This window comes from Methylobacterium sp. E-065, assembly GCF_022829605.1.
In the GTDB taxonomy this organism is placed as follows: Bacteria; Pseudomonadota; Alphaproteobacteria; order Rhizobiales; family Beijerinckiaceae; genus Methylobacterium.
In genome coordinates, this window is record NZ_JAKSYD010000296.1 from 98,234 (window position 1) to 119,751 (window position 21,518).

A 21,518-nucleotide genomic window follows, 5' to 3' on the forward strand; every position below is an offset into this window, starting at 1 on the left:
GCGGCCATCACGGCCCGGCATCTTGGCCCGGCCCGCCCGCATCCCCATTCTGACGAATCCGATCGCTCCAACGAAACCGCCGGCCGCCCGGCGGCGCTAAAGGCCGTATGACCGAAACGCTGACCTCCGGCGAAGCCCGCCTCCAGGCGCAGGCCGCCCCCGAGGGCGAGATCGCCGCGGCGACCCACACCCTGGTGATCGGCCCCTATCTGGCGCGCGGCGCCTACGGGCCCGGCCCGGGGCAGGCCGCGCCCACCCGCTCCGTGGAAGCCCGCCTCGACGAGGCCACCGGGCTCGCCGCCGCGATCGAACTCGACGTGCTCGAGAGCCTCGCGATCAGCCTGCCGCGGATCCGCCCCTCGACCTATCTCGGCAAGGGCCGGGTCGAGGAGATCGCCGGCCTGATCCGCGCCCGCGAGATCGGCCTCGTGGTGATGGATTGCGCCCTGTCGCCGGTGCAGCAGCGCAACCTGGAAAAGGCCTGGGGCGCCAAGGTCATCGACCGCACCGGCCTGATCCTGGAGATTTTTGGGCGGCGCGCCTCCACGCGGGAGGGCACGCTCCAAGTGGAACACGCCCACCTCGCGTATCAAAAATCCCGGCTCGTCCGGTCCTGGACCCACTTGGAGCGGCAGCGCGGCGGCTTCGGCTTCCTCGGCGGCCCCGGCGAGACCCAGATCGAGGCCGATCGGCGCATGATCCAGGAGCGCATGACCCGGATCGAGCGCGACCTCGACGCGGTGGTGCGGACCCGTGGCCTGCACCGCCAGAGCCGGGCGCGGGTGCCGTACCCGATCGTGGCGCTGGTCGGCTACACCAATGCCGGCAAGTCGAGCCTGTTCAACACGCTGACCCAGGCCGAGGTCACCGCCAAGGACATGCTGTTCGCCACCCTCGATCCCACCGCCCGGGCGACCAAGCTGCCCCACGGCGAGACCGTGATCCTGTCCGACACGGTCGGTTTCATCTCCGACCTGCCGACCGCGCTGATCGCGGCCTTCCGGGCGACCCTGGAGGACGCCATCGAGGCCGACGTGCTGCTCCACGTGCGCGACGTCTCCCACGTCGATTCCGAGGCCCAGGCCGAGGATGTCGGCGACGTGCTGCGCGAACTCGGCATCGAGACCAGCGCCGACCGGATCATCGAGGTCTGGAACAAGGCCGACCTGCTCGACGACGACGAGCGCACCCGGCTCCTGAACCTCAGCGGCCAGGCCAAGACCCGCAACGACCGCGACAGCACCGCGCCGGTTCTGGTCTCGGCGCTGACCGGGGAGGGGCTGTCGGCGCTGACCAGCCGGATCGAGGCGCGGATCGGGCGCAACCGCGCGAGCTTCGCGGTGGCGCTGCCGCCGGAGGACGGGGCGGCGCTGAACTGGCTCTACGAGAACGCCGAGATTCTGGACCGCCGGTCGGAGGCCGACGGCACCCTGCATCTGGCGGTGCGGATCGCCCCCGAGAAGGAGCCGCGCTTCCTCAACCGGTTCACGGCCGCGCGGCGCCTCGGCCGGGGCGGCTGATGGCCTCAGGCCGCGCCGGCAACCCGCCGCTCCCCGGCCTGCGGACGGCGCGGCCCCCGGTCGCGCACCGCCCGGTGCCGCCGGATCAGGACGAGGACGCGGTGCTGCGGGCCATGCAGGCCGGAGGCGGCGTCCGTCTGCTCGGCCTGCGCATCGTGATCGTGCTGGTGCTGCTGATGGCGGCCCAGGCCTATGACGGCTCGCTGCACGCCCTGAGCCACTGGTTCATCCTCGCCCTCTACGGCCTGGGCACGGTCTGGTTCGGGCTGCGCGAGCGGGGCGGCGGGCCGGCGGCGGCGGCCTATAGCTGGGCCGGCACCGGGCTCAATGCGGGGCTCGCCGTCTACGTGCTGATCGAGCACATGCTGGCCGGCGGCGGGGCCGGCCTCGGCGCCGACGCGGTGAGCCGCCTCCCGGCCTTCCTGCTCCTGCTCCAGACCGGCCTGAGCATGCGGGTGGCCCAGACCGTGGTGTTCTGCGGCGTCGTCATCGCCTGCTGGAGCGCGACGTTCCTGATCGGGCTGGCGGATCCGGAGCTGTTCCCGAACGCGGAGACGTTTCCGACCGCGCAGCTCACGGGGCTGGCCACCTTCGCGGCGGCGGGCCTGCTGGTGGTGGACGGGGTGGTTCGCCTGCGCGCCGCGGTGGCGCGGGCCCTGCGCATGGAGCACGAGCGGACCCTGCTGGCGCGCTTCGTGCCCGATGCGGTCGCCCTCGATCTCTCGGCCGAGGGCGGCGATTCCGCGCTGGGCGTCCACCGGCGCCACGCCTGCCTGATGATCCTCGACATCCGCGGCTTCTCCCGGCTCTCGGGCGATCACCCGCCCGAGACCATGGTGCTGGCGCTGCTCGCCGTGCGGGCGGCCGCGCAGGCGGCGGTGGCCGAGGCGGGCGGCCTCGTGGACAAGTATATCGGCGACGCGGTGCTGGTGCAGTTCGTGGTCGGCTCACCCGACGCGCAGGCGCGGGCGGCTTTGGCCTGCGCCTGCGCGCTCCGCCACCGGATCGCGGATCTCAACGCGGCACGGGCGGCCAAGGGGCTGTTCACGCTCCGGGTCGTGGTCGCCCTGCACGCGGGCGACCTGCTGGTCGGGGTGTTCGACGACGGGGTCCGGGCCGAATACACGGTGCTGGGCCCGGCCATGAACGCCCTGTCGCGGATCGAGGCCCAGGCCAAGGCGGCCGACCTCGATCTCGCCGCCTCGGGGGATTTTTTGGATCTTTTACGGGGGGCGCTGCCGGAGGGGATCCGGGCGCTTCCGGTGCCGGGGGCGGTGCTGCCCGAGGGGCTCACCCTGTTCGCCGTGGCGGCGGAGCCGGATCCCGATCCGACCCGCCCGCGCTTGCGGATCCCGACATCGGGTCCGGCCGCACCGGCCCAGGGCTGAGCGCGGGGCCCCGCTCCCGTGGGGGCCTGCAGATCCACATGTCGGCCGCCGACGATAGCCGCGTGTGCATCCCCTCGCCCCGCTTGCGGGGAGAGGGCTCCGGTGACTTTGTCGTCACCGGAGCGAGGCGGCAGCCGAAGGTTAGGGGGCGGTTGAGGACGAGACTCCTCCGGAATCGCCCCCTCACCGCCGCTCCGGCTTCGCCTGCGCTTCCCGCATGGACGACGAGGTCCATGCGGGCCTCTCCCCGCACGCGGGGAGAGGGGGAAGGCCGCGCCCTGCCGCCTACGTCGCGATCCGCTGGCGCTGTGTGGCTCCCGTAGCCCACCCGAGCGCGGCGAAGCCGGCCCCCACCGCCATCGCCTGAGCCGCCCTGCGCCATGACGCCCGCCACCGGAACCGGGCGGAGTCTAATCCGTTCGGTCGTCGCGGCGCAGCGTCGCGGAGAACGGGACCCCATGAACAAGCTCATCCTCGGCGCGACGCTCGCGCTCGGCCTCACCCTCGGCGCCGCCAGCCCGACCCTGGCGGCCCCCGGCGACGGCCTCGACCGCAACGCCGCCGCCACGGGCAACAGCAATATGGCCGGCATGCACCGCAACGCCCGGATGCAGTCGCGGATGATGCGCCACCGCATGATGCACCGGCACCACCACCGCCACCACATGATGCGCCGTCATATGCGCTGAGCATTGCGTTCGTCGGTTCGAGCAGTCCCAGAGCCTGTTCGAACCGAGGATCCTGGGTTTCCAAAGGGCCATGCCCTTTGGCGGGTTCTTAGGGCGGAGCCCTGAGACGGCCTCCAGGGCTCCGCCCTGGACCCGCGAAAGGTCTCGACCTTTCGAAACCGGAACTGGCACCGTCCGCACGACACCGGGCGCGCCCGTCAATGCGGGTGCCGGACGGCGCACCTTCTGCTACGCCCCCGGTCTCGAGCCCCCACCCAAGCGGGGGCCGCACCGCGAGGATGGGATGCTGGGATCGGGACGGTTGGGGCGGTTCGCCCTGGGATGCCTCGCGGCGCTCGCCGCCATCGCCCCCGCGCAGGCCCAGACCAAGCCGGTCCCACCCCTGGTCTTCACCGGCATCCCCGATCAGGACGAGAGCCGCCTCGTCGAGCGCTTCGGCAAGGTCGCTGCCGACCTGGAGTCCAAGCTCGGCGTGCCGGTGCGCTACCTTCCGGTGAAGAGCTACCCGGCGGCGGTCACCGCCTTCACCAACGGGCAGGTGCAGCTCGCGTGGTTCGGCGGCTTCACCGGGGTCCAGGCCCGCAAGGCCGTGCCGGGCGCCCAGGCGATCGCGCAGGGCGCCGAGGACGCGGCGTTCAAGACCTACCTCATCGCCAATGCCGCCACCGGGCTGAAGCCCGACACGGAATTTCCGAAGGCCATCGCGGACAAGACCTTCACGTTCGGCGCCCGCGCCTCGACCTCCGGGCGGCTGATGCCGGAATACTTCATCCGGCAGGCTTTTCCGGGGAAGAGCCCCGAGCAGGTTTTTGCCCGGGTCGGCTTCTCGGGCGATCACAGCCGCACCATCCAGCTGGTCCAGTCCGGCGCCTTCGCGGTCGGCGCCGTCGACTACTCGGTCTGGGACCTCGACACCAAGGCCGGCAAGGTCGACCCCAAGGCGGTCTCGGTGATCTGGGAGAGCCCGCCCTTCCCCGATTACCAGTGGACCGTCCGGGGCGACGTGGACCAGATCTACGGGGCGGGCTTCACCGAGCGGCTGCGGGCGGCGCTCACCGGCATCACCGATCCGGCGATCCTGGAGCCGTTCGGGCGCTCCAAGTTCATCCCGGTGACCAATGCCGCCTACGCGCCCCTGGTCGAGGTCGGCCGGTCCACCGGCCTGCTGGACTGAACCGCGTGGCGGGCAGCCCGGTCCTCGTCCTCGACAACGCCTCTGCGGCCTATGACGGGCGCCCGGTTCTGCCGGGTATCGACCTGACGGTGCGGGCGGGCGAGCGGGTCGCGCTGATGGGCCGCTCGGGGGCCGGCAAGTCGACCCTGATCGGCCTGATCCACGGGCAGGCCCCCAACCGGGTGGCCCTGGTGCCCCAGGCCGCCGCCCTGGTGCGCCCGCTCTCGGTGTTCCACAACGTCTATATGGGCCGCCTCGACCGGCGCTCGACCCTCCACAACCTGCGCAATCTGGTCCGGCCGGCACGCGCCGACGTCGCAGACGTCGAAACCATCCTCGACCGGGTCGGGCTGGCGGACCGGCTCTGGGCGAAGGCCGGGGAATTGTCGGGCGGCCAGCAGCAGCGCGTCTCGGTGGCCCGCGCCCTCTACAACGGACGGCCCATTCTGGTGGGCGACGAGCCGGTCTCGGCGCTCGACCGCCAGCAGGGCGGCCGGATCCTCGCCGAGCTGGCCCGGAGTCACGAGACCCTGATCCTGGCGCTCCACGACGTCGCGCTGGCGCTGGCCCATACCGACCGGATCGTGGTGCTGGAGGCGGGCCGGATCGTCCTCGACGCGCCGGTGAAGGATTGTGATCCGGCGCGGCTCAAGCCCTTCTACGCGGCGGCCTGATCCGGGTCTGCGCGGCCTGCTTCGCGATCGCGTCGGACGGGTGCTTCGCGATCGCGTCAGGGTCTGGCGCCGCGCTCACGCACCTGTTCGGCCTGCAGGGCGTTGAGATAGCCGGTCAGCCGCCCGCTCACCGCCGGATCGGCGCATTGCACCCAGAGCGGCGCCGGCAGGGCCCGGACGGGCAGGCGCAGCAGGAACGCCTCGGCCGACAGGGCCGCCTCCCGCTCGGAGCCGGCGGCCAGCAGGCGCGCCCCCGCCTTCGTGCCGATCAGGATCGCGATCGTGGCCATGATGACGATCCAGGGTTGATGAGACACAGCAAGACGACAACGACGCGGATGCGCGAAGCGTTGCGCCGGCGTCGTCAGCGCATCGCATGCCGGGTTTGCCGGGCGCCGGCTTGCGCGTGGAGCCGCAGAGGACCGCGTTGCGAGGTGCGCGCCAAGCCGTGCGGCGTCTTGTTCCAGTGCTCCGGGGCGCGGACCAGTTCGACCAGCGCCAGCCAAGCCGCCACGCTGACCAGCAGGAAGTAGACCGGCATCCCCAGGGCGTACGGGGCGAAATTGCCCCAGCGGCGGCGGATGCAGCCGCGCAGGGCGGGGAGGATGAGGGCCCCGAGCCCGGTCCCAAGCAGGGTGATGGCGAGCCCCGTGTCGAGATTGTCCAGGAAGCGGGGAGCGACCGGGATCTCGCGGACGAGAAAGGACCAGATCGCCGCCGCGAGACAGCCCGGGTAGACCAAGGCCGAGACCACCGTGCCGGGGACCAGGGCCGTGGCGCAGAGCGTCTCCAGCGCGCCGAGGCGGCGCGCATTGGCGAGCGGGCTGCGCCCATGGGCGAGGCTCGTCTGCGTGAGGCCCTTGAGCCAGCGGATGCGCTGGCCGAGCCACGGCCTGAACCGATTGGGCGCCTCCTCGGTGGTGGCACTCGGCAGATCGCCGACCGTGTAGCCCGCGAGCGCCAGTCGCATCCCGAGATCGGCATCCTCGGTGACATTGTGGGCATTCCAGCCGCCCAGGTCCCGCAGCACCCGGACGCGCAGGTGCATCGAGGTGCCGCCGAGCGGGACCGGCAGCCGGCACCGTGCGAGCGCCGGGTTCAGAACGTCGAACAGACCGGCATATTCCACGGCATAGGCGCGGGTGAGCCAGCAATCGTCGGCATTGTCGATCACGAGCCGCCCCTGGAGGCAGGCAGTGTGCTGGGGCAGGCGCGCGAACAGCGCGGCGGACAGGCGCAATTGCCCGGGATCCGGATCGTCCTCCGCGTCGTAGACCGTGAGCAGCTCTCCCCGGGCCAGCGGCAGGCCGACATTGAGCGCCTGCGGCTTGGTGCGCGGGCCGCCCGGCGGCACCACGATCACCTCGAACCGGGCGGGCAGGGGGATCCGGGCGAGCATCGCCCGCATCCCCAGATCGTCGGCCTCGATCAGCAGCTTGATGTCCAGCTTGGCCGGGGGATAATCGAGCGCCGCCAGTGCCCGCAGCAGCGCCTGAACCACCGCGGTCTCTCGGTAGAGGGGCACCAGGACGGTGTAGACCGGCAGGGCGGAATCGCTGAGGGGCGGCACCGCAGCCGTGATCGGCGCTGCAATCGCCAGGGCTGCAAGGCGGACGGTCGTCATGGCCAGGAACAGGCTCTGCACGATCAGCCCCACGCCGCGGGCGAGCGGCGCCGGAAGCGCGGCCCAGAGGGAGAGCCCCGCGGTGAGCGTGAGGGCCAGGACCAGCAACCACCAGACGGCCGACTCGTGCGCGTTCGCCTGCCCGGGCGCGTGCCACGCCCGATCCTGCGCGGCGTAATCCGCCACCTGCTTCGGGATCGCGGCGAACACAGCCTCGCGCAGGTGGGTCGGGCTGGTGATGGCCACCGGGCCGATCCGGCGTGGGCTGCCGAGCAGGCTCGCGATGATCTGGCCGCGCGGTGCCACCACCCAGGGCACCACCGAGCCGGATGCCAGCGGCGCGAGACCGGTGACCAGACTCTCGGGAAAGCGCAGGCCCGGACCGAACCGGATCGGGCCGGCCAAATAGGGGGCCCCGAGCGCCCGGGCGAGGGCGCGGTAATACGCCGCCTCCTCCATCAGGCCGGCATTCAGCAGCGCAGTCGCCGCATCCGTGCCGGCCTTGGCCGCGTCGGCGGCGGCCCGGATCAGCACCCGGCACTCCACGCCCTCCGCCAGCAGGAAGGCGATCTCCGGCGGCAGGCCGCCCGGCCCTGCCGACGAGCGCTGGAACGGCACGCCACGCTCCCCCGGTGGCCCCCGGACGTGATAGGGACGGCGGGTGAGCCAGTCCCTGTCCCCACGCTCCGATCGGAGCACAGCCCACCTCTCGGAAGCGCCCACGGGAGTGGCGCGCTCAGAGGCAGCTCTAAACCCCTGTTTAGGCCCGCTCTCTTGCGCTGACCTTGCGTCCCTGCCGGGGAACGCCGGCGTGGCGCAGCACGGCGGGCGCTGCAGTCCCATCCGGTTCGCGGCGGCCGCACTCGCATTCGCCCTGTGCATTGTGTGGGGCGGCCCGCCACCGAGCGCCGCCGCAGCGGAGAGTCAGGCTGCGACGCCCGTCGTCACGGTGCCGGATTTCTGGAATCCGCGCAGCCGGGGCGAGCGGGTCGAGGCTCCCCAGACCGGCCGGGCGGTCCGCTTCCTCACAGATGACGAGTTCCCGCCGCTGCACTTCGCCGGCCCCGACGGCAACCCGACGGGTTTCGTGGTCGAACTCGCCCGCGCGGTCTGCGAGAAGCTCGCCATCACCTGCACGGTGCAGGCGCGCCGCTTCGACACCCTGCTCGACGCGCTGGACACCAAGCAGGGCGACGTGGTCGCGGCCGCGATCCCCCTGACGGCGGCCCTGCGCGAAAAATTCCTGGCGACCCGGCCGTATTTCCGCTGGCCAGCACGCTTCGCGGCCCGGACCGACAAGGGCCTACCAGTCCCCTCCGCGGCGGGGCTCGCCGGCCGCAGCGTCGGAGTGATGGCCGGCAGCGCGCATGCCGCCTACCTCAAGGCGTTCTTCCCGAAGGCGGTGCCAAAGGATTTCACCGACCTGACGGCGGCCGAGGGCGCGCTCAAGCGCGGGGAGATCGATTATCTCTTCGCCGACGGCCTCAACCTCGCCCTCTATGTCGGCGGCCAGGACGCGGAGAATTGCTGCGCGCTCACCGGCGGCGACTACCTGGAGAACCGCTATTTCGGGGAGGGCATCGGCCTGATCACCCGCCCGGAGGACGCCGCCCTCTCGCGCGCCCTGGATGATGCGCTCCAGCGCGTCTGGGACGACGGCAAGTACACCGAATTGTACCTGCGGTTCTTTCCGGTGAGCCCGTTCTGAGACACCAAGGCTTCCACTGGGAAGTGCGAATCGGGAATCCTGCACGGCGTCGGGTCCCCATGGATCAGGAGCGGCGCATGACGGATCTGCTCGAGAAGGCCGTGGCGAAAGCACGGGTCCTCGCACCGGAGATGCAGGACGAGATTGCCCGCCTGATGCTGGCCTTCGTGGATGATGGGGCTTCCGTCTATCGGTTTACGCCGGAGGAGGAGGCGGAACTCGACGAATCCGAAGCTGCGGCTGCACGTGGCGACTATGCCACGGATGCGGAGGTGCGCGCCATTTGGGCCAAGCATGGGCTGTGAGACTGTGTCTAACCCGCCCCGCGGCTGACCAGCTCGATAGCGTGCTCGCCTACATCGCCCAGCGGAACGCGCAAGGCGCTCGTCGTGTGCAGAAGCGTCTGCAAGTGCTCACGGGCCTTCTGCTGCACCCTCCCTTCGTGGGTTCGATGACCGCCCGCGGTGACATCAGGCGCGTCGTGGCGCGTCCCTATCCCTATGACATCACCTATCGCGTCGCGGATGACGAGATCCTCGTCCTCAGTATTCGACAGACCGCTCGGCAACTGCGAACCTGAACGCCAGCGGAGGCGCCGTGTCGCCTCTGGTACGCGGAACTGAATCCCCGCCTTGCACCGCCGGGCGTTCCGCTCCGGTGCGAACCGCTCTAGGGTGAGCGCTCCCAATTCGCGCTCATCCCAGAAGACATGCCCGCCGCACCTCCAGCTCTGACTCTCGATCCCGAAACCATCGAAGCCGCCGCCAACGCCGCCGCCTGGCCCTTCGAGGAGGCGCGCAAGCTCGTGGCGCGGCTGGAGAAGACTGGCAAGACAGAGGTGCTGTTCGAGACCGGCTACGGCCCCTCGGGCCTGCCGCATATCGGCACGTTCGGGGAGGTCGCCCGCACCTCCATGGTACGCCACGCCTTCCGGGTGCTCACCCGCGACGCGGTGCCGACGCGGCTGATCGCCTTCTCGGACGACATGGACGGGCTGCGCAAGGTGCCCGACAATGTGCCGAACCGCGAGATGCTAGCCGCCCATCTCAACCAGCCGCTCACCCGGGTGCCGGACCCGTTCGGCACCCATGACAGCTTCGGGGCGCACAACAACGCCGAATTGCGCCGCTTCCTCGACGCGTTCGGGTTCGCCTACGAGTTCCGCTCGGCGACCGAATGCTACCGCGAAGGCGTGTTCGACACGGTGCTGCTGCGCGTGCTGGAGCGCTACGATTCCGTCATGGAGATCATGTTGCCGTCTCTGCGCGCCGAGCGCTCGGCGAGCTATTCCCCGTTCCTGCCGCTCCATCCGGTCACCGGCCACGTGATGCAGGTGCCGATCGACGAGGTGAAGGCGGAAAGCGGCACGATCGTGTGGCGCGATCCCGCCACGGGCGAGCGCTACGAGACCCCGGTGACCGGCGGCCACGCCAAGCTGCAATGGAAGCCCGATTGGGCGATGCGCTGGGTCGCGCTCGGCGTCGATTACGAGATGGCCGGCAAGGACCTGATCGATTCGGTCAAGCTTTCGGCCAAGATCGCCCGGGCGCTCGGCGGCGAGCCGCCGGAGGGGTTCAATTACGAGCTGTTCCTGGACGAGAAGGGCCAGAAGATCTCGAAGTCGAAGGGCAACGGCCTGACGATCGACGACTGGCTCAAGTACGGCACGCCGGAATCCTTGAGCCTGTTCATGTACACCAAGCCGCGCGAGGCCAAGCGCCTGTTCTTCGACGTGATCCCGCGGCACGTGGACGAGTATATCGGCTTCCTCGACCGCTATGCCGGTCAGGACGCGAAGCTGCGCCTCGGCAATCCGGTCTGGCACCTGCACGCCGGCACCCCGCCGGAGCCCGAGCGTGTCGAGGGCGCGAGCTTGACCTTCGCGATGCTGCTCAACCTCGCGGCGGTGGCCAATACCGAGGATCCGGCGGTGCTGTGGGGCTTCATCCGCCGCTACGCGCCGCAGACCGGGCCGGAGACCCATCCAGGCCTCGACCGGTTGGTGGTCCACGCCCTGACGTATTTTTCGGACTTCGTGCGACCCGCCAAGACCTACCGGGCGCCGACCCCCGAGGAGCGGGCGGCCCTGGAGGATCTGTCGGAGACGTTGGCGGACCATGCCGGCTCCACCGATCCGGAGGTCCTGCAGGCGGCGGTCTACGAGGTCGGGCGGCGCCACTTCCCCGACACGTCCGGCAAGGCCAAGAGCCCGGACGGGCGACCCGGCGTGTCGCAGGCGTGGTTCACGAGCCTCTACAACGTGTTGTTCGGCGAGGCGCGCGGGCCCCGGTTCGGCTCCTTCGTGGCCCTTTATGGGGTTGAGGAGACGCGGGGCCTGATCGCCTCGGCCCTGTCGGGCGCGCTGGTGGCCGAGCACGAGGCCTTCACGGCCGGCAAGAATGCGGCCTGAGCCCGCGATGATCGTCGACAGCCTCGCCGCCCTGGAGGCGATTTACCACGCGCCTCTAGCGCCCGCCTCCACGGTGAAGGTAGCGGCCTCGGTCACGCCGGACTACGCGGCGCTGATCGCGGCCTCGCCCTTCGCGGTGCTGGCGACGAGCGGCCCGGAAGGGCTTGATTGCAGCCCCCGCGGAGACCAGCCGGGCTTCGTGCGGGTTGCCGATCCGCACACGCTGATCCTGCCAGACCGGCGCGGCAACAACCGGATCGATTCCTTGCGCAACATCGTGCGCGATCCGCGGGTGGCCCTGCTGTTCCTGATCCCGGGCTTGGGCACGACGCTGCGGGTGAACGGGCGGGCGGTGATCTCGGCCGATCCAGATCTGCTGGCCTCCTTCAGCGTCGACGGCCACGCGCCGCGCACGGCAATCGTGATCACGGTCGCGGAGGTGTACTTCCAGTGCGCCCGGGCGATCATCCGGGCCAAGCTGTGGGATCCGGAGGCCCGGGTCGATCCGGCGAGCCTGCCGACCCCCGGGGCGATCCTGGCGGCGCTGACCGCGGGTGAAGTCGGCGGCCAGCGCTACGATGCGGAATGGCCGGGACGGGCGGCCAAGACGATGTGGTGAGGGACGGCTCGTCGAAATCGGCGAGGGCGGCATCGAGGAAAGCGCCCAGTTCGTCGTCGGCTGCATCGGCTTGCGCGACCAGCAGCGACTGGCGCTTGCATTCCGCAGCAAAGCCCGGCCGGCTTGTGTCGTAAGTCTCCTAGGTTCCCTGCGCGATCGGCGTGATCATCGGCGTCCCGCTCATCAGCATAGGTCAGGGTGCAGCGAGCGGGCGCCGGACGTCAAGGCCGACAGTGGGGCCCGGCCTTCACCGTCGGCCTTACCCCACCAGCGCCAGATCCTGCGTCTCGGTATCGGGGATGACATCGACCTCGACCTTGAGGCGCTGCTTGCCCGAGCCGCTGACGATGCCGTCGAGAGGGGCCACGTCGCCGTAGTCGCGGCCGCGCGCCACCACGATGTGGTCGTCTCTGATCGGCACGCCGTTGGTCGGATCCAAGCCGAGCCAGCCCGCGCCGCACCAGACCGCGACCCAGGCGTGGCTCGCGTCGGCCCCGCGCAGGCGGGGGCGACCCGGCGGCGGCACCGTGCGCAGGTAGCCGCTGACATAGGCCGCCGGCAGGCCCATGCCCCGCAGGCCCGCGATCATCACGTGGGCGAAATCCTGGCAGACCCCGGCCCGCAGGGCGAAGGATTCGGCGAGCGGCGTGTAGACGTTGGTGGCGCGGGCATCGAACCGGAAGTCCCGGCCGATCCGCAGCATCAAATCATGGGCCGCCCCGTAGGCGCAGCGGCCGGCGGAAAAGCTCGGCCGTGCGTAGGCGGTCACCTCGGGCAGCAGCGGCACCCGGCCGCTCGGATACAGGAAATGCACCGGCGCCCGACCGCCGAGGTCGCGGCCCGCCACCACGGCGTCGCGGACCCGCTCCCAGGCCATCCCGGATTCCGGCGGCGGCGGGGCCGCGCGCTCGACCCGCACGGTGGAGAGCGCCTCGACGCTGAAGACGGTGTGGGGCGTCTCCAGGGTGATCGCCAGCGCGTCGATCCCGAAATAGTCGTGCCGTGTGACCGCGGTGGCGGGGCTCGGATCGATCGTGACGGCGCTCGCCAGCACGCTCTGGCCCTCACCGTCCTGTGGCTTGAGCCGCAGGGTGCAGCGGGCGAAGCGCACCGGCCGGCCGTAGCGGTAGGTGGTGCGGTGGCGCAACGTGTAGATCACGCCAGCCCCGTCAGCTTCTCGGGGCGCAGCGCGTTCGGCCCCGTCGGGAAGTAGCGCGCCGCGATCCCGTCGGCGAGGCGCTCGAGGTCGGTCTCCAGGGCGGTGAGGCGCACGGCATCGAAATCGGCGGCCTCGCCGCTGCGCAGCTCCGCCAGGATCCGGGTGGCGAGGCGGACATGCGGCTCCGGGATGCCGTCGGCGGCGAGCGCCGGCAGGTCGGCGAGGTGGCGGGTGATCGCCTCCGCCTGGAAGGCGATCGAGCGCGGGTTGTAGGGGTCGAGCAGTACGAGGTCGCGCACGGGATCGAGGGCCGCCCCCTGCAGGTAGCGGCGCCCGTAGCTGATCTGCGAGTCGCAGAGCGACAGCATCACCCCGAGGCAGCCTGGCGTCGCCTCGTCGTTGGCGAAGGCCAGCGCGAAGGTGCAGGTGTTGACCGCCCGCTCGATCCGCCGGCCGAGCTCGACGAAGTGCCAGCCCTCCGCGCGGCTCATGTTCTCGTGGGTGAGGCCGGACAGCGCCGCAAGCTGGCTCAGCGCCCGCTCGGCGCGGCCCGTGAGCTGGGATTCGGCCAGCGCCCACCCGGTGTCGAGGGAGAGGGACTCGCCGAGATCGGCGAGCACCCGCCAGGCCTCGCCGGAGAGGCGGGCGCGCAAGGCAGCGGCGTTGCGGCGGGCCGACTCGACATGGGCCCAGGCCGAACCCGGCCGCTCGCGCCCCGCCAGCGCCTCCTGGGCGAGGCGGGCGGTGGGCAGGTCGGCCGCGCCGATGGTGGCCCACTCGTACAGGAGGGCCCGCAAAGCCAGGGCGGCCGGCGTGTCGAGGGCGCCCGAGATATCGGCCCCGACCGCGTCGCCGACGCTGCGCAGATGGGCCAGCACCAGCCGGATCACCGCCTCGGCGCGTTCCAGGTAGCGGCCGAGCCAGAACAGGCCGTCGGCCGCCCGGGCGGGGAGGTGTCCGCCGACGCGGCGCACCCGCGGTGCCGCGTGCAGGCCGATCGGGGGCGCGGCGACTGGTTTTTCCGAGAGCACCCAGACATCCGCCGAGCGGATACCGAGCCGCAATTCGATCGGATCGACATCCTCGCGTTCCGCGACCCGGCAGAAGCCTCCGGGCATGACCTGCCAGCCGAGCGGCGTCCGCGTGGCGAAGACGCGGACCACGAAGGGGCGGGGCGCCAGCGAGAGGCCGTCCGGGCCGCGCTCCCAGCCCGGCATGGTCGAGAGCGGCGCGGCCTCCTGGGCGACGTAGTCGAACGGCCGGTCGCGCAGGGCCGCCACCACCCGCTCCCGCTCGGCCGCCAGGACCGGGCCCGCCAGGATCGCGTCGCGCCCCGCCCCGCGCTGAGGCGTGGCGGCCGGGCGCAGGGTCAGGCTGTCGAGGTTGGCCTGCGCGTGCGCCAGACCTTCGAGGTCGCCACACCACCACGTGCGCGGATGGCCGAGCCGCAGGGGCTCGCCGAAGATCCGGCGGGCGATGCCGTCGAGATAGGGGGCGAGCGCGGCCGACTCCACGAGCCCCGAGCCCGGCATGTTGGTCACCACCAGGGAGCCGTTGCGCAGGGCCTCAAGAATACCGGGGATGCCGAGCCGCGAGGCCGGGTTCAGCTCCAGGGGATCGAGGAAATCGGAATCGATCCGCCGCCACACGGCGTCGGCGCGCTTCAGGCCCGAGACGGTGCGCACGTGCAGGCGCCCATCCTGCATGACGAGGTCGTCGCCCTCCACCAGCATCAGGCCGAGATAGCGGGCGAGCGCCGCCTGCTCGACATAGGTGCTGCTGTAGGGGCCGGAGGTCAGCAGGCAGATCCGCGGGTCGATCCGCTCCGCACCCAGCGTCAGTCCGTCGCGAAACGCCTGGAAGAAGGCCGGCAGGCGCTCGACATGGAGGTCCTGGACGAGGTCCGGGAAGGTCCGGGCCAGGACCATCCGGTTCTCCAGCGCCCAGCCGAGGCCCGAGGGCGCCTGCGTCCGGTCGGCCAGCACCTGCCAGCGCCCGTCCGGTCCCCGGCCGAGATCGGCGGCGTAGAGCTTCAGGTAATGGCCGCCGGGAGGCATGACCCGGTGGAGCGGGTGCAGGAATTCGGGCGTGCCGGCCACGATCGCGGCGGGGAGCAGCCCCTCCTCGACCAGCCTTCCATCGCCGTAGACGTCGGCGAGGATCGCCTCCATCAGCTCCGCGCGCTGGACGATGCCGGCGCTCAGCGAAGCCCATTCGGCGCCCTCGATCACCAGGGGCAGGCAGCCGAGCGGCCAGGGATGCTCGCGCTGGTCGCCGGCGATCCGGAACGAGATGCCGGCGTCCCGGATGTGCCGCTCCGCCGCGACGAAGCGGGCCAGGATCTCCGTCTCGGTGAGGCCGCCGAGGCGGTCGAGCAGGCGCGGCCAGGCCCCGCGGGGCTGGCCGTCCGGCCCCAGGAACTCGTCCGGCCGCCCGGGGACCGGCCGGTAGCCCGCGGCCCAACGGGCGACGCGCGCCCGCGGGTCCTCCGCCGGCTCGGCCCGGGCGAGGCTCTCCGCGAGCGCCGCCTCCATCACGGCCCCCCGATCATTGCGGAGCCGGCGTGCGCAGGTCGAGGGTCAGCGGGAACTCCGCACTCGATTCCGGCCGGGGCATCTCCACCCGGCCCGGGGTGTGGCCGTGCGGCTGGAACCGGGCGAGGCGCCGCCCCTCCGCCTCGTAGGCGTTGACCGGGTGGGTCTCGTAGTTGCGCCCGCCCGGATGGGCGACGTGGTAGCGGCAGCCGCCAAGCGAGCGCCCGCTCCAGGCATCGAGGATGTCGAAGGTCAGCGGTGCGTGGGCCGGAATGGTCGGGTGCAGCGAGGAGGCCGGCTGCCACGCCTTGAAGCGCAGGCCCGCCACGGCCTCGCCGCCGCGGCCGGTGGAGGTCATGGGCAGGCGTCGGCCGTTGCAGGCGATGACGTGCCGCTCGGGCACGAAGCCCTCGACCTTGACCTGCAGCCGCTCGACCGAGCTGTCGACGAAGCGCACGGTGCCCCCGCTTGTCCCTTCCTCGCCCATCACGTGCCAGGGCTCCAGCGCTTGGCGCAGCTCCATCCGGACGCCGCCATGCTCCACCGCGCCGAAGACCGGGAACCGGAACAGGGCCTGCGCCTCGAAGGCGACCGGATCGAAACCGTACCCTGCCGCCCGCAGATCCTCCAGCACCCCGAGGAAGTCGGACCAGAGGAAATGCGGGAGCATGAAGCGATCGTGGAGGTTCGTGCCCCAGCGGACACAACTCCCGGTCTGCGGCTCGCGCCAGAGCCACGCCACGAGGGCGCGGAGCAGGAGCTGCTGCGCGAGGCTCATCCGCGCGTCCGGCGGCATCTCGAAGGCGCGGAATTCCAAGAGGCCGAGGCGCCCCGTCGGGCCGTCCGGCGAGTAGAGCTTGTCGATGCAGATCTCGGACCGGTGGGTGTTGCCGGAGACGTCCACGAGGATGTTGCGGAACACCCGGTCGACCAGCCAGCGCGGGATGTTGGGCGCGTCGGGGGCGGGGATCTGCGCCAGCGCGATCTCCAGCTCGTAGAGCCCGTCATGGCGGGCCTCGTCCATGCGCGGGGCCTGACTGGTCGGGCCGATATACAAGCCCGAGAACAGGTAGGAGAGAGCCGGGTGGCGCTGCCAGTAGAGCACGAGGCTCTTGAGCAGGTCGGGCCGGCGGAGGAACGGGGAATCGTCCGGCGTGACGCCGCCCATCACCACGTGGTTGCCGCCGCCGGTGCCGGTGTGGCGCCCGTCGACCATGAACTTCTCGGCGCCGAGCCGGGTCTGGCGGGCGTCGGCGTAAAGGTCGGTGGTGATGTCGACCGCCTCCCGCCAGGAGGCGGCCGGGTGGACGTTGACCTCGATCACGCCCGGGTCGGGCGTTACCTTGATCATGCCGATCCGCGGGTCGTAGGGCGGCTCGTAGCCCTCGATCTGGATCGGCAGGTTCAGCTCGGCGGCGGCCGCTTCGAGATGGCCGGCGAGTTCGAGGTATTCGTCGACGCGCTGCACCGGCGGCATGAACACCCGCACCACCCCGTCCCGGGGCTCGATCGATACCGCAGTGCGCACGGCCACGCCGGTGATGCCCGAGCCGTTGACGGTCGTCTCGCCGGGATGCCCGTCGGGCAGCGCGGCGCGGGGCTCCAGGGGATCCTGCGGCTGGTAGTAGGGATAGTGCTCCGGCGGCACGTAGGGCAGGGACGACAGGGGCAGGCGGAAGCCCAGCGGCGAGTCCCCCGGCACCAGGAAGGTGGCACCGCGCCGGAACTCCCATGTCTCCGAGATCCAGACCCGATCGGCATCGCCGTCCTTGCCGGTGGGCAGGCTCGCCAGCGGCAGGACGTAGCCCGCGGCCTCCCCGACGCCCCGCGCGTAGACCCGCTTGATCCGCGCATCGAATTCCACCGAACCGGACTTGGCGTCGGCCGGCGTGACGTTGACCGGCAGCGCCGCAACCTTCTTCTCCCAGAGCTCACCGTCCTCGAAGGCCGGAAAGACGTAGTCGGGCAGGCCGAGGCGGCGGGCCAGCGCGTCGGCGAGCGCCTTGGCCTGCGCGATGGTGGCCGTTCCTTCCTCACCGGGCGCAGCCTCCGGAGCGATCAGGTCCGGGTTGCGCCAGATCGGCTTGCCGTCCTTGCGCCAGTAGAGCCCGAAGGCCCAGCGAGGCAGGCTCTCGCCGGGATACCACTTGCCCTGGCCGTAATGGAGCAGGCCGCCGGGCCCGAACCGGTCGCGCAGGCGCCGGATCAGCTGGTCGGCGCGGCCGCGCTTGGTCGGGCCGACAGCGGCGATGTTCCATTCGGGGGATTCGAAATCGTCCACCGACACGAAGGTCGGCTCGCCGCCCATGGTGAGCCGCACGTCCTGCTTCGCAAGGTCGGCATCGACCCGCTCGCCCAGCGCGTCCATGGACGTCCAGACCGCCTCCGAGAACGGCTTGGTGATCCGCGGCGTCTCGGCGACGCGGGTGATGCTCATCTGGAAGTCGAAGGTGGTCTGGGCCGGCTCCATCGCCCCCGAAATCGGCGCGGCCGAATGGTAGTGCGGCGTCGCGGCCAGCGGGATGTGGCCCTCGCCGGTGAGCAGCCCCGAGGTCGCGTCCATGCCGACCCAGCCGGCGCCCGGCAGGTAGACCTCGGCCCAGGCGTGCAGATCTGTGAAATCCGCCGAGGCGCCGGTGGGACCGTCGACCGCCGTGGTGTCGGGCACGAGCTGGACCAGGTAGCCGGAGACGAACCGGGCGGCGAAGCCGATCCGGCGCAGCACCTGCACGAGCAGCCATGCGGAATCGCGGCACGACCCGCTCTTGAGCCGCAACGTCTCGGCGGGGGTCTGGACGCCGGGCTCCATGCGGACGCCGTAGGCAGTCTCCCCGGCGATCTGGGCGTTCAGCGCCACCAGGAACAGGACGGTGTTGGGCTCGTCGGGCAGCCGGGCGAGCAGCGCCTCCATCTCGGGGCACTCCGCGTCGACCGGCAGGCGATAAGGCGCCAGCTCCTCCGCAAGTTCGGCGTCGTACGCGAAGGGATGGGTCTGGGCGTAGTCCTCCACGAAGAAGTCGAACGGGTTGATCACCGCCATGTCGGCGGTGAGATCGACCTCGATCTTCAACTCGTCGGTCTTCTCCGGGAAGACGAGCCGGGCGAGCCAATTGCCGCTCGGATCCTGCTGCCAGTTCAGGAAGTGGTTGGCGGGCGTCACCGTCAGCGCGTAGGCCGGGATCTTGGTCCGCGCGTGCGGCGCCGGGCGCAGGCGGATCACCTGAGGCCCGAGGCTGATCGGCCGGTCGTAGCGGTAATGCGTGACGTGGTGCAGGGCGGCTTTAATCGACACGATGGCTCCGTCGAAAGGATCGAACGCGGTTCTCGATGCCGGTCCCTGGCGCCGGACCCAACCGCGCAGTTATGCGATACACTCCCACCGACAAGCAATTTCCGTGCGGTGCCTTGTGTATCTGCCCGGCTGTCTGGCAGGAACTTTGCCCCGCAGCCCCGCTTGACCGGCAGGTGGGCCGGATGCCGGCCCGGGACGGCCCGATGAAGATTTTCCAGTGCCAGGCGTGCGACCAGCCGGTCACCTTCGAGGCGACCGACTGCGAGAGCTGCGCCCGGCGCCTCGGCTATGTGTGCGCGGTTCACGAGGTCTCGGCCCTGGAGCCGCAGGGGCTCTCGGGTCATCCGCTGATGGGCGGCGCGCGGGTGTTCCACGCCTACGCGGATCCCGGTCGGCGCTATCGCCTGTGCAACAATGCCCTATCGGGGGCCTGCAACTGGCTGGTGCCGGAAGACTGCCCCGACATCTTCTGCACCGCCTGCCGCCACAACCGGGTGGTGCCGGACCTGTCGCAGCCCTGGAACCTGACCCGCTGGCGTCCGATCGAGGCCGCCAAGCACCGGCTGTTCTACTCGCTCCTCTGCCTGGAATTGCCGCTCGCCACCCGCGCCCAGTACACGGACGGGCTGGCCTTCGACTTCCTGGTCGATCCCGCCGAGAGCTTTTCCGGCGGGCCGCCGGTGCTGACGGGCCATATCAACGGCCTGATCACCATGAACATCGCCGAGGCCGACGATGTCGAGCGGGAGCGCCGCCGGATCCTGTTCGGCGAGCATTACCGCACCCTGCTCGGCCATTTCCGGCACGAGATCGGGCATTATTTCTGGTATCTGCTGGTGCTGAACGGCCCCGCCTGGGAGCCCTTCCGGGCGCTGTTCGGTGACGAGCGCCGCAACTACGTCCAGGCGCTGCAGGATCATTACGCGAAGGGCGCGCCGGCCGACTGGGACGAATCCTACGTCTCGGCCTACGCCACGGCCCACCCGTGGGAGGATTTCGCCGAGACCTTCGCGCATTACCTGCACATCGTCGACACGCTCGAGACCGCCTCGACCTTCGAGCTGCACGTGCGCCCGCGCCTGCGCCACAGGTCGGCGTCGCCGACGGTGATCGACTTCGACCCCTACAACACCCTGGACCTCGACCGGCTGATCGCGGCGTGGCTGCCGCTGACCTACGCGATCAATTCGCTGTCCCACAGCATGGGCCAATCGGCGCTCTACCCGTTCAAGTTGACACCAACGGTGATCGCGAAGCTCGCCTTCGTGCACGAGCGGATCTACGCCTCCCGCACCGGCACCCTGCCGGATGCCGGCGAGGCCGGGGCCGAGATGCTGCGCGCGGTGATCATGGGCCTGCGTCAGAAGGTGGCGTCGGCGACGGGTTGAGGGCCGGGGACACCTTGGGGTTGAAGCAAGCCCTCAGCTTCGGCCGGGGCGACGCTTGTACAGGCTCGGATCGAGAACCTTAGCGCTCGCCGCTCTCTGTCGGCGGCGGAGGCACCTGACCATCCATCCGGCCATGAACCTCCGGCGTCGTCGCAAGGGCTTCTCTGGCTCCGCGCGCCAACCACGGCAGGTCCGTCGCCATGAAGGCAGCCGCCGCCTGCGCACTGTCAGGCAAGCGGAGATCCTCCCGCTTGACGGGGTGGCCGCGCGCCATCGCCGGCTTCGTGATGCGTGCCGCTTTTCGCATCGGGGTCACCGCCGAACCATATGAGGAAGGCCGCCCAGGTCGGGCGCAAGCGCGAAGCCCTTCAACCTGTACAAAGGGATGATGTTCGGGTCGACGTGATGGAGCCGGAGTTCCGGCACGCCGATCAGTTGCCTGTAGGCTTCCGCCATCGTGAGCACGATCCCGATCACCTGCCCTTTGAGCGGATGCCTCGGATTAGGATTGCCCTCGAGAAAGTCCAAGCCACGAACCTGTCTTGGTTCACGGCACCGATCGCCAACCCGCACAGCGTCGTGTCGTGCCAGATCGCGGCGTTGAAGCACTTCGGGTGGCCGTTCTGGAACTTGGCCGACAATGCGGCCCAGTCCCGATTCACCAGCCGACCCCGGTGTCCGAACCAAGTCTCCGTGAACGCAAATCGCGCTGCACCCGCAATGATTTCACAGCGCACTTGGGAGCCAAAGCCCAGCTTGGCTACCGCCAGTGTACCGGCCTGCATCATGCGTTTCGCATGGGCTGATCTGACCATGAGGCGTTGCATCGACCGCCCTTGGCGCTCTCCGCCCGAAGAGGTGCCCGTCATGCCCCCCCGTGCCGCGCCGCGAAGGAACGGAACGCCTCGAGCGTCTCGGCGCTGACGTGATGCTCGATTCCCTCAGCGTCCCGACGGGCGGTCTCGGGGCTCACCCCCAGCGCGCAGAGGAAGCGCTCGACGATGCGGTGGCGCTCCCGGGCCTGGGCGGCCAGCCGACGGCCGGTCTCGGTCAGGAACACGCCGCGATAGGGCCGCTGCTGGACGAGCCCGTCCTCGCACAGGCGCTTGAGCATCTTGGCGACGGTCGGCTGCGCCACGCCGAGGCGCGCCGCAATGTCCACCTGCCGCGCCTCGCCGCCATCGCCGATCAGATCGTCGATCAGCTCGACGTAATCCTCGACCAACTCGGAGCGCCGGGCCTCGCGGGCCTGGCGAAAGCTCTCCACGTGGCGCTCGGGATCGACCAGGACGGTCTCGGGCGGGCCCTGCTCGGACGGTTCCTGCATCGGCTCTCCCTC

Annotated in this window: 18 protein-coding genes and 1 pseudogene; 11 read left to right on the forward strand and 8 right to left on the reverse strand. The window is 70.9% G+C overall.

The features are described 5' to 3' along the window. Nucleotides 1-107: 107 nt before the first annotated feature. From hflX to MKK84_RS34350, 5 genes are all read left to right on the forward strand, one after another. Nucleotides 108-1,520 carry a GTPase HflX gene (gene hflX / locus MKK84_RS34330; RefSeq protein WP_243927346.1) on the forward strand — a complete coding sequence of 471 codons (1,413 nt, stop codon included), beginning with the start codon at nucleotides 108-110 and terminating at the stop codon, nucleotides 1,518-1,520. Beyond that, the gene (locus tag MKK84_RS34335; RefSeq protein ID WP_243927348.1) at nucleotides 1,520-2,908 is read left to right on the forward strand and encodes an adenylate/guanylate cyclase domain-containing protein; all 1,389 of its coding nucleotides are present in this window, start codon (nucleotides 1,520-1,522) and stop codon (nucleotides 2,906-2,908) included. Before hflX ends, MKK84_RS34335 begins: the two co-directional genes overlap by 1 nt. A 458-nt stretch (nucleotides 2,909-3,366) precedes the next feature. After that, complete coding sequence (locus tag MKK84_RS34340; RefSeq protein WP_243927350.1) at nucleotides 3,367-3,597, forward strand: hypothetical protein; 231 nt, start codon at nucleotides 3,367-3,369, stop codon at nucleotides 3,595-3,597. 283 nt (nucleotides 3,598-3,880) lie between these two features. After that, complete coding sequence (locus MKK84_RS34345; protein ID WP_243927352.1) at nucleotides 3,881-4,771, forward strand: putative selenate ABC transporter substrate-binding protein; 891 nt, start codon at nucleotides 3,881-3,883, stop codon at nucleotides 4,769-4,771. Between the two features lie 5 nt (nucleotides 4,772-4,776). Beyond that, nucleotides 4,777-5,445, forward strand: a complete 669-nt coding sequence (locus MKK84_RS34350; RefSeq protein ID WP_243927354.1) for an ATP-binding cassette domain-containing protein — start codon at nucleotides 4,777-4,779, stop codon at nucleotides 5,443-5,445. Nucleotides 5,446-5,501: 56 nt separating this feature from the next. Here MKK84_RS34350 and MKK84_RS34355 read toward each other — a convergent pair whose 3' ends face one another. After that, nucleotides 5,502-5,735: a hypothetical protein gene (locus tag MKK84_RS34355; RefSeq protein WP_243927356.1), complete on the reverse strand. Its 234-nt coding sequence runs from the start codon at nucleotides 5,733-5,735 to the stop codon at nucleotides 5,502-5,504. Between the two features lie 74 nt (nucleotides 5,736-5,809). Further along, complete coding sequence (locus tag MKK84_RS34360; RefSeq protein ID WP_243927358.1) at nucleotides 5,810-7,687, reverse strand: glycosyltransferase family 2 protein; 1,878 nt, start codon at nucleotides 7,685-7,687, stop codon at nucleotides 5,810-5,812. Between the two features lie 265 nt (nucleotides 7,688-7,952). Between MKK84_RS34360 and MKK84_RS34365 the strand changes: the two genes are divergently transcribed. The 5 genes from MKK84_RS34365 to MKK84_RS34385 all read left to right on the forward strand — a co-directional run bounded on the left by MKK84_RS34365 (nucleotide 7,953) and on the right by MKK84_RS34385 (nucleotide 11,806). Then, nucleotides 7,953-8,777: a transporter substrate-binding domain-containing protein gene (locus MKK84_RS34365; protein ID WP_243927460.1), complete on the forward strand. Its 825-nt coding sequence runs from the start codon at nucleotides 7,953-7,955 to the stop codon at nucleotides 8,775-8,777. A 77-nt stretch (nucleotides 8,778-8,854) separates the two neighbouring features. After that, complete coding sequence (locus MKK84_RS34370) at nucleotides 8,855-9,082, forward strand: hypothetical protein (protein WP_243927360.1); 228 nt, start codon at nucleotides 8,855-8,857, stop codon at nucleotides 9,080-9,082. Beyond that, on the forward strand, nucleotides 9,079-9,357 hold the full coding sequence (locus MKK84_RS34375; RefSeq protein WP_313899391.1) for a type II toxin-antitoxin system RelE/ParE family toxin: 279 nt from the start codon (nucleotides 9,079-9,081) through the stop codon (nucleotides 9,355-9,357). The genes MKK84_RS34370 and MKK84_RS34375 overlap by 4 nt, the downstream gene beginning before the upstream one ends. A gap of 129 nt (nucleotides 9,358-9,486) precedes the next feature. Then, the gene (locus MKK84_RS34380) at nucleotides 9,487-11,187 is read left to right on the forward strand and encodes a lysine--tRNA ligase (RefSeq protein ID WP_243927364.1); all 1,701 of its coding nucleotides are present in this window, start codon (nucleotides 9,487-9,489) and stop codon (nucleotides 11,185-11,187) included. Nucleotides 11,188-11,194: 7 nt separating this feature from the next. Then, the gene (locus MKK84_RS34385) at nucleotides 11,195-11,806 is read left to right on the forward strand and encodes a pyridoxamine 5'-phosphate oxidase family protein (protein WP_243927366.1); all 612 of its coding nucleotides are present in this window, start codon (nucleotides 11,195-11,197) and stop codon (nucleotides 11,804-11,806) included. 22 nt (nucleotides 11,807-11,828) lie between these two features. On the opposite strand, the pseudogene MKK84_RS34390 reads toward MKK84_RS34385, so the two are convergent. The 4 genes and pseudogenes from MKK84_RS34390 to MKK84_RS34405 form a co-directional block, all read right to left on the reverse strand. After that, nucleotides 11,829-11,924 (reverse strand): annotated as a pseudogene (locus MKK84_RS34390) (antitoxin MazE-like protein); the annotation flags it as partial. Nucleotides 11,925-12,065: 141 nt separating this feature from the next. Then, complete coding sequence (locus MKK84_RS34395) at nucleotides 12,066-12,965, reverse strand: transglutaminase family protein (protein WP_243927368.1); 900 nt, start codon at nucleotides 12,963-12,965, stop codon at nucleotides 12,066-12,068. After that, complete coding sequence (locus MKK84_RS34400) at nucleotides 12,962-15,499, reverse strand: circularly permuted type 2 ATP-grasp protein (protein ID WP_243927462.1); 2,538 nt, start codon at nucleotides 15,497-15,499, stop codon at nucleotides 12,962-12,964. Before MKK84_RS34400 ends, MKK84_RS34395 begins: the two co-directional genes overlap by 4 nt. A 13-nt stretch (nucleotides 15,500-15,512) precedes the next feature. After that, on the reverse strand, nucleotides 15,513-18,791 hold the full coding sequence (locus tag MKK84_RS34405) for a DUF2126 domain-containing protein (protein WP_243927370.1): 3,279 nt from the start codon (nucleotides 18,789-18,791) through the stop codon (nucleotides 15,513-15,515). A gap of 203 nt (nucleotides 18,792-18,994) precedes the next feature. Here MKK84_RS34405 and MKK84_RS34410 point away from each other — a divergent pair, with 203 nt between their 5' ends. Next, a complete protein-coding gene (locus MKK84_RS34410) occupies nucleotides 18,995-20,179 on the forward strand; it encodes a putative zinc-binding metallopeptidase (protein WP_243927372.1) in 1,185 nt (394 codons plus the stop codon). A 312-nt stretch (nucleotides 20,180-20,491) separates the two neighbouring features. Here the strand turns inward: MKK84_RS34410 and MKK84_RS34415 are convergent, their stop codons facing one another. Further along, nucleotides 20,492-20,707: a hypothetical protein gene (locus MKK84_RS34415; protein WP_243927374.1), complete on the reverse strand. Its 216-nt coding sequence runs from the start codon at nucleotides 20,705-20,707 to the stop codon at nucleotides 20,492-20,494. Nucleotides 20,708-21,044: 337 nt separating this feature from the next. Beyond that, the gene (gene mntR, locus MKK84_RS34420; RefSeq protein ID WP_243927376.1) at nucleotides 21,045-21,506 is read right to left on the reverse strand and encodes a manganese-binding transcriptional regulator MntR; all 462 of its coding nucleotides are present in this window, start codon (nucleotides 21,504-21,506) and stop codon (nucleotides 21,045-21,047) included. Between the last annotated feature and the right edge of the window lie 12 nt (nucleotides 21,507-21,518).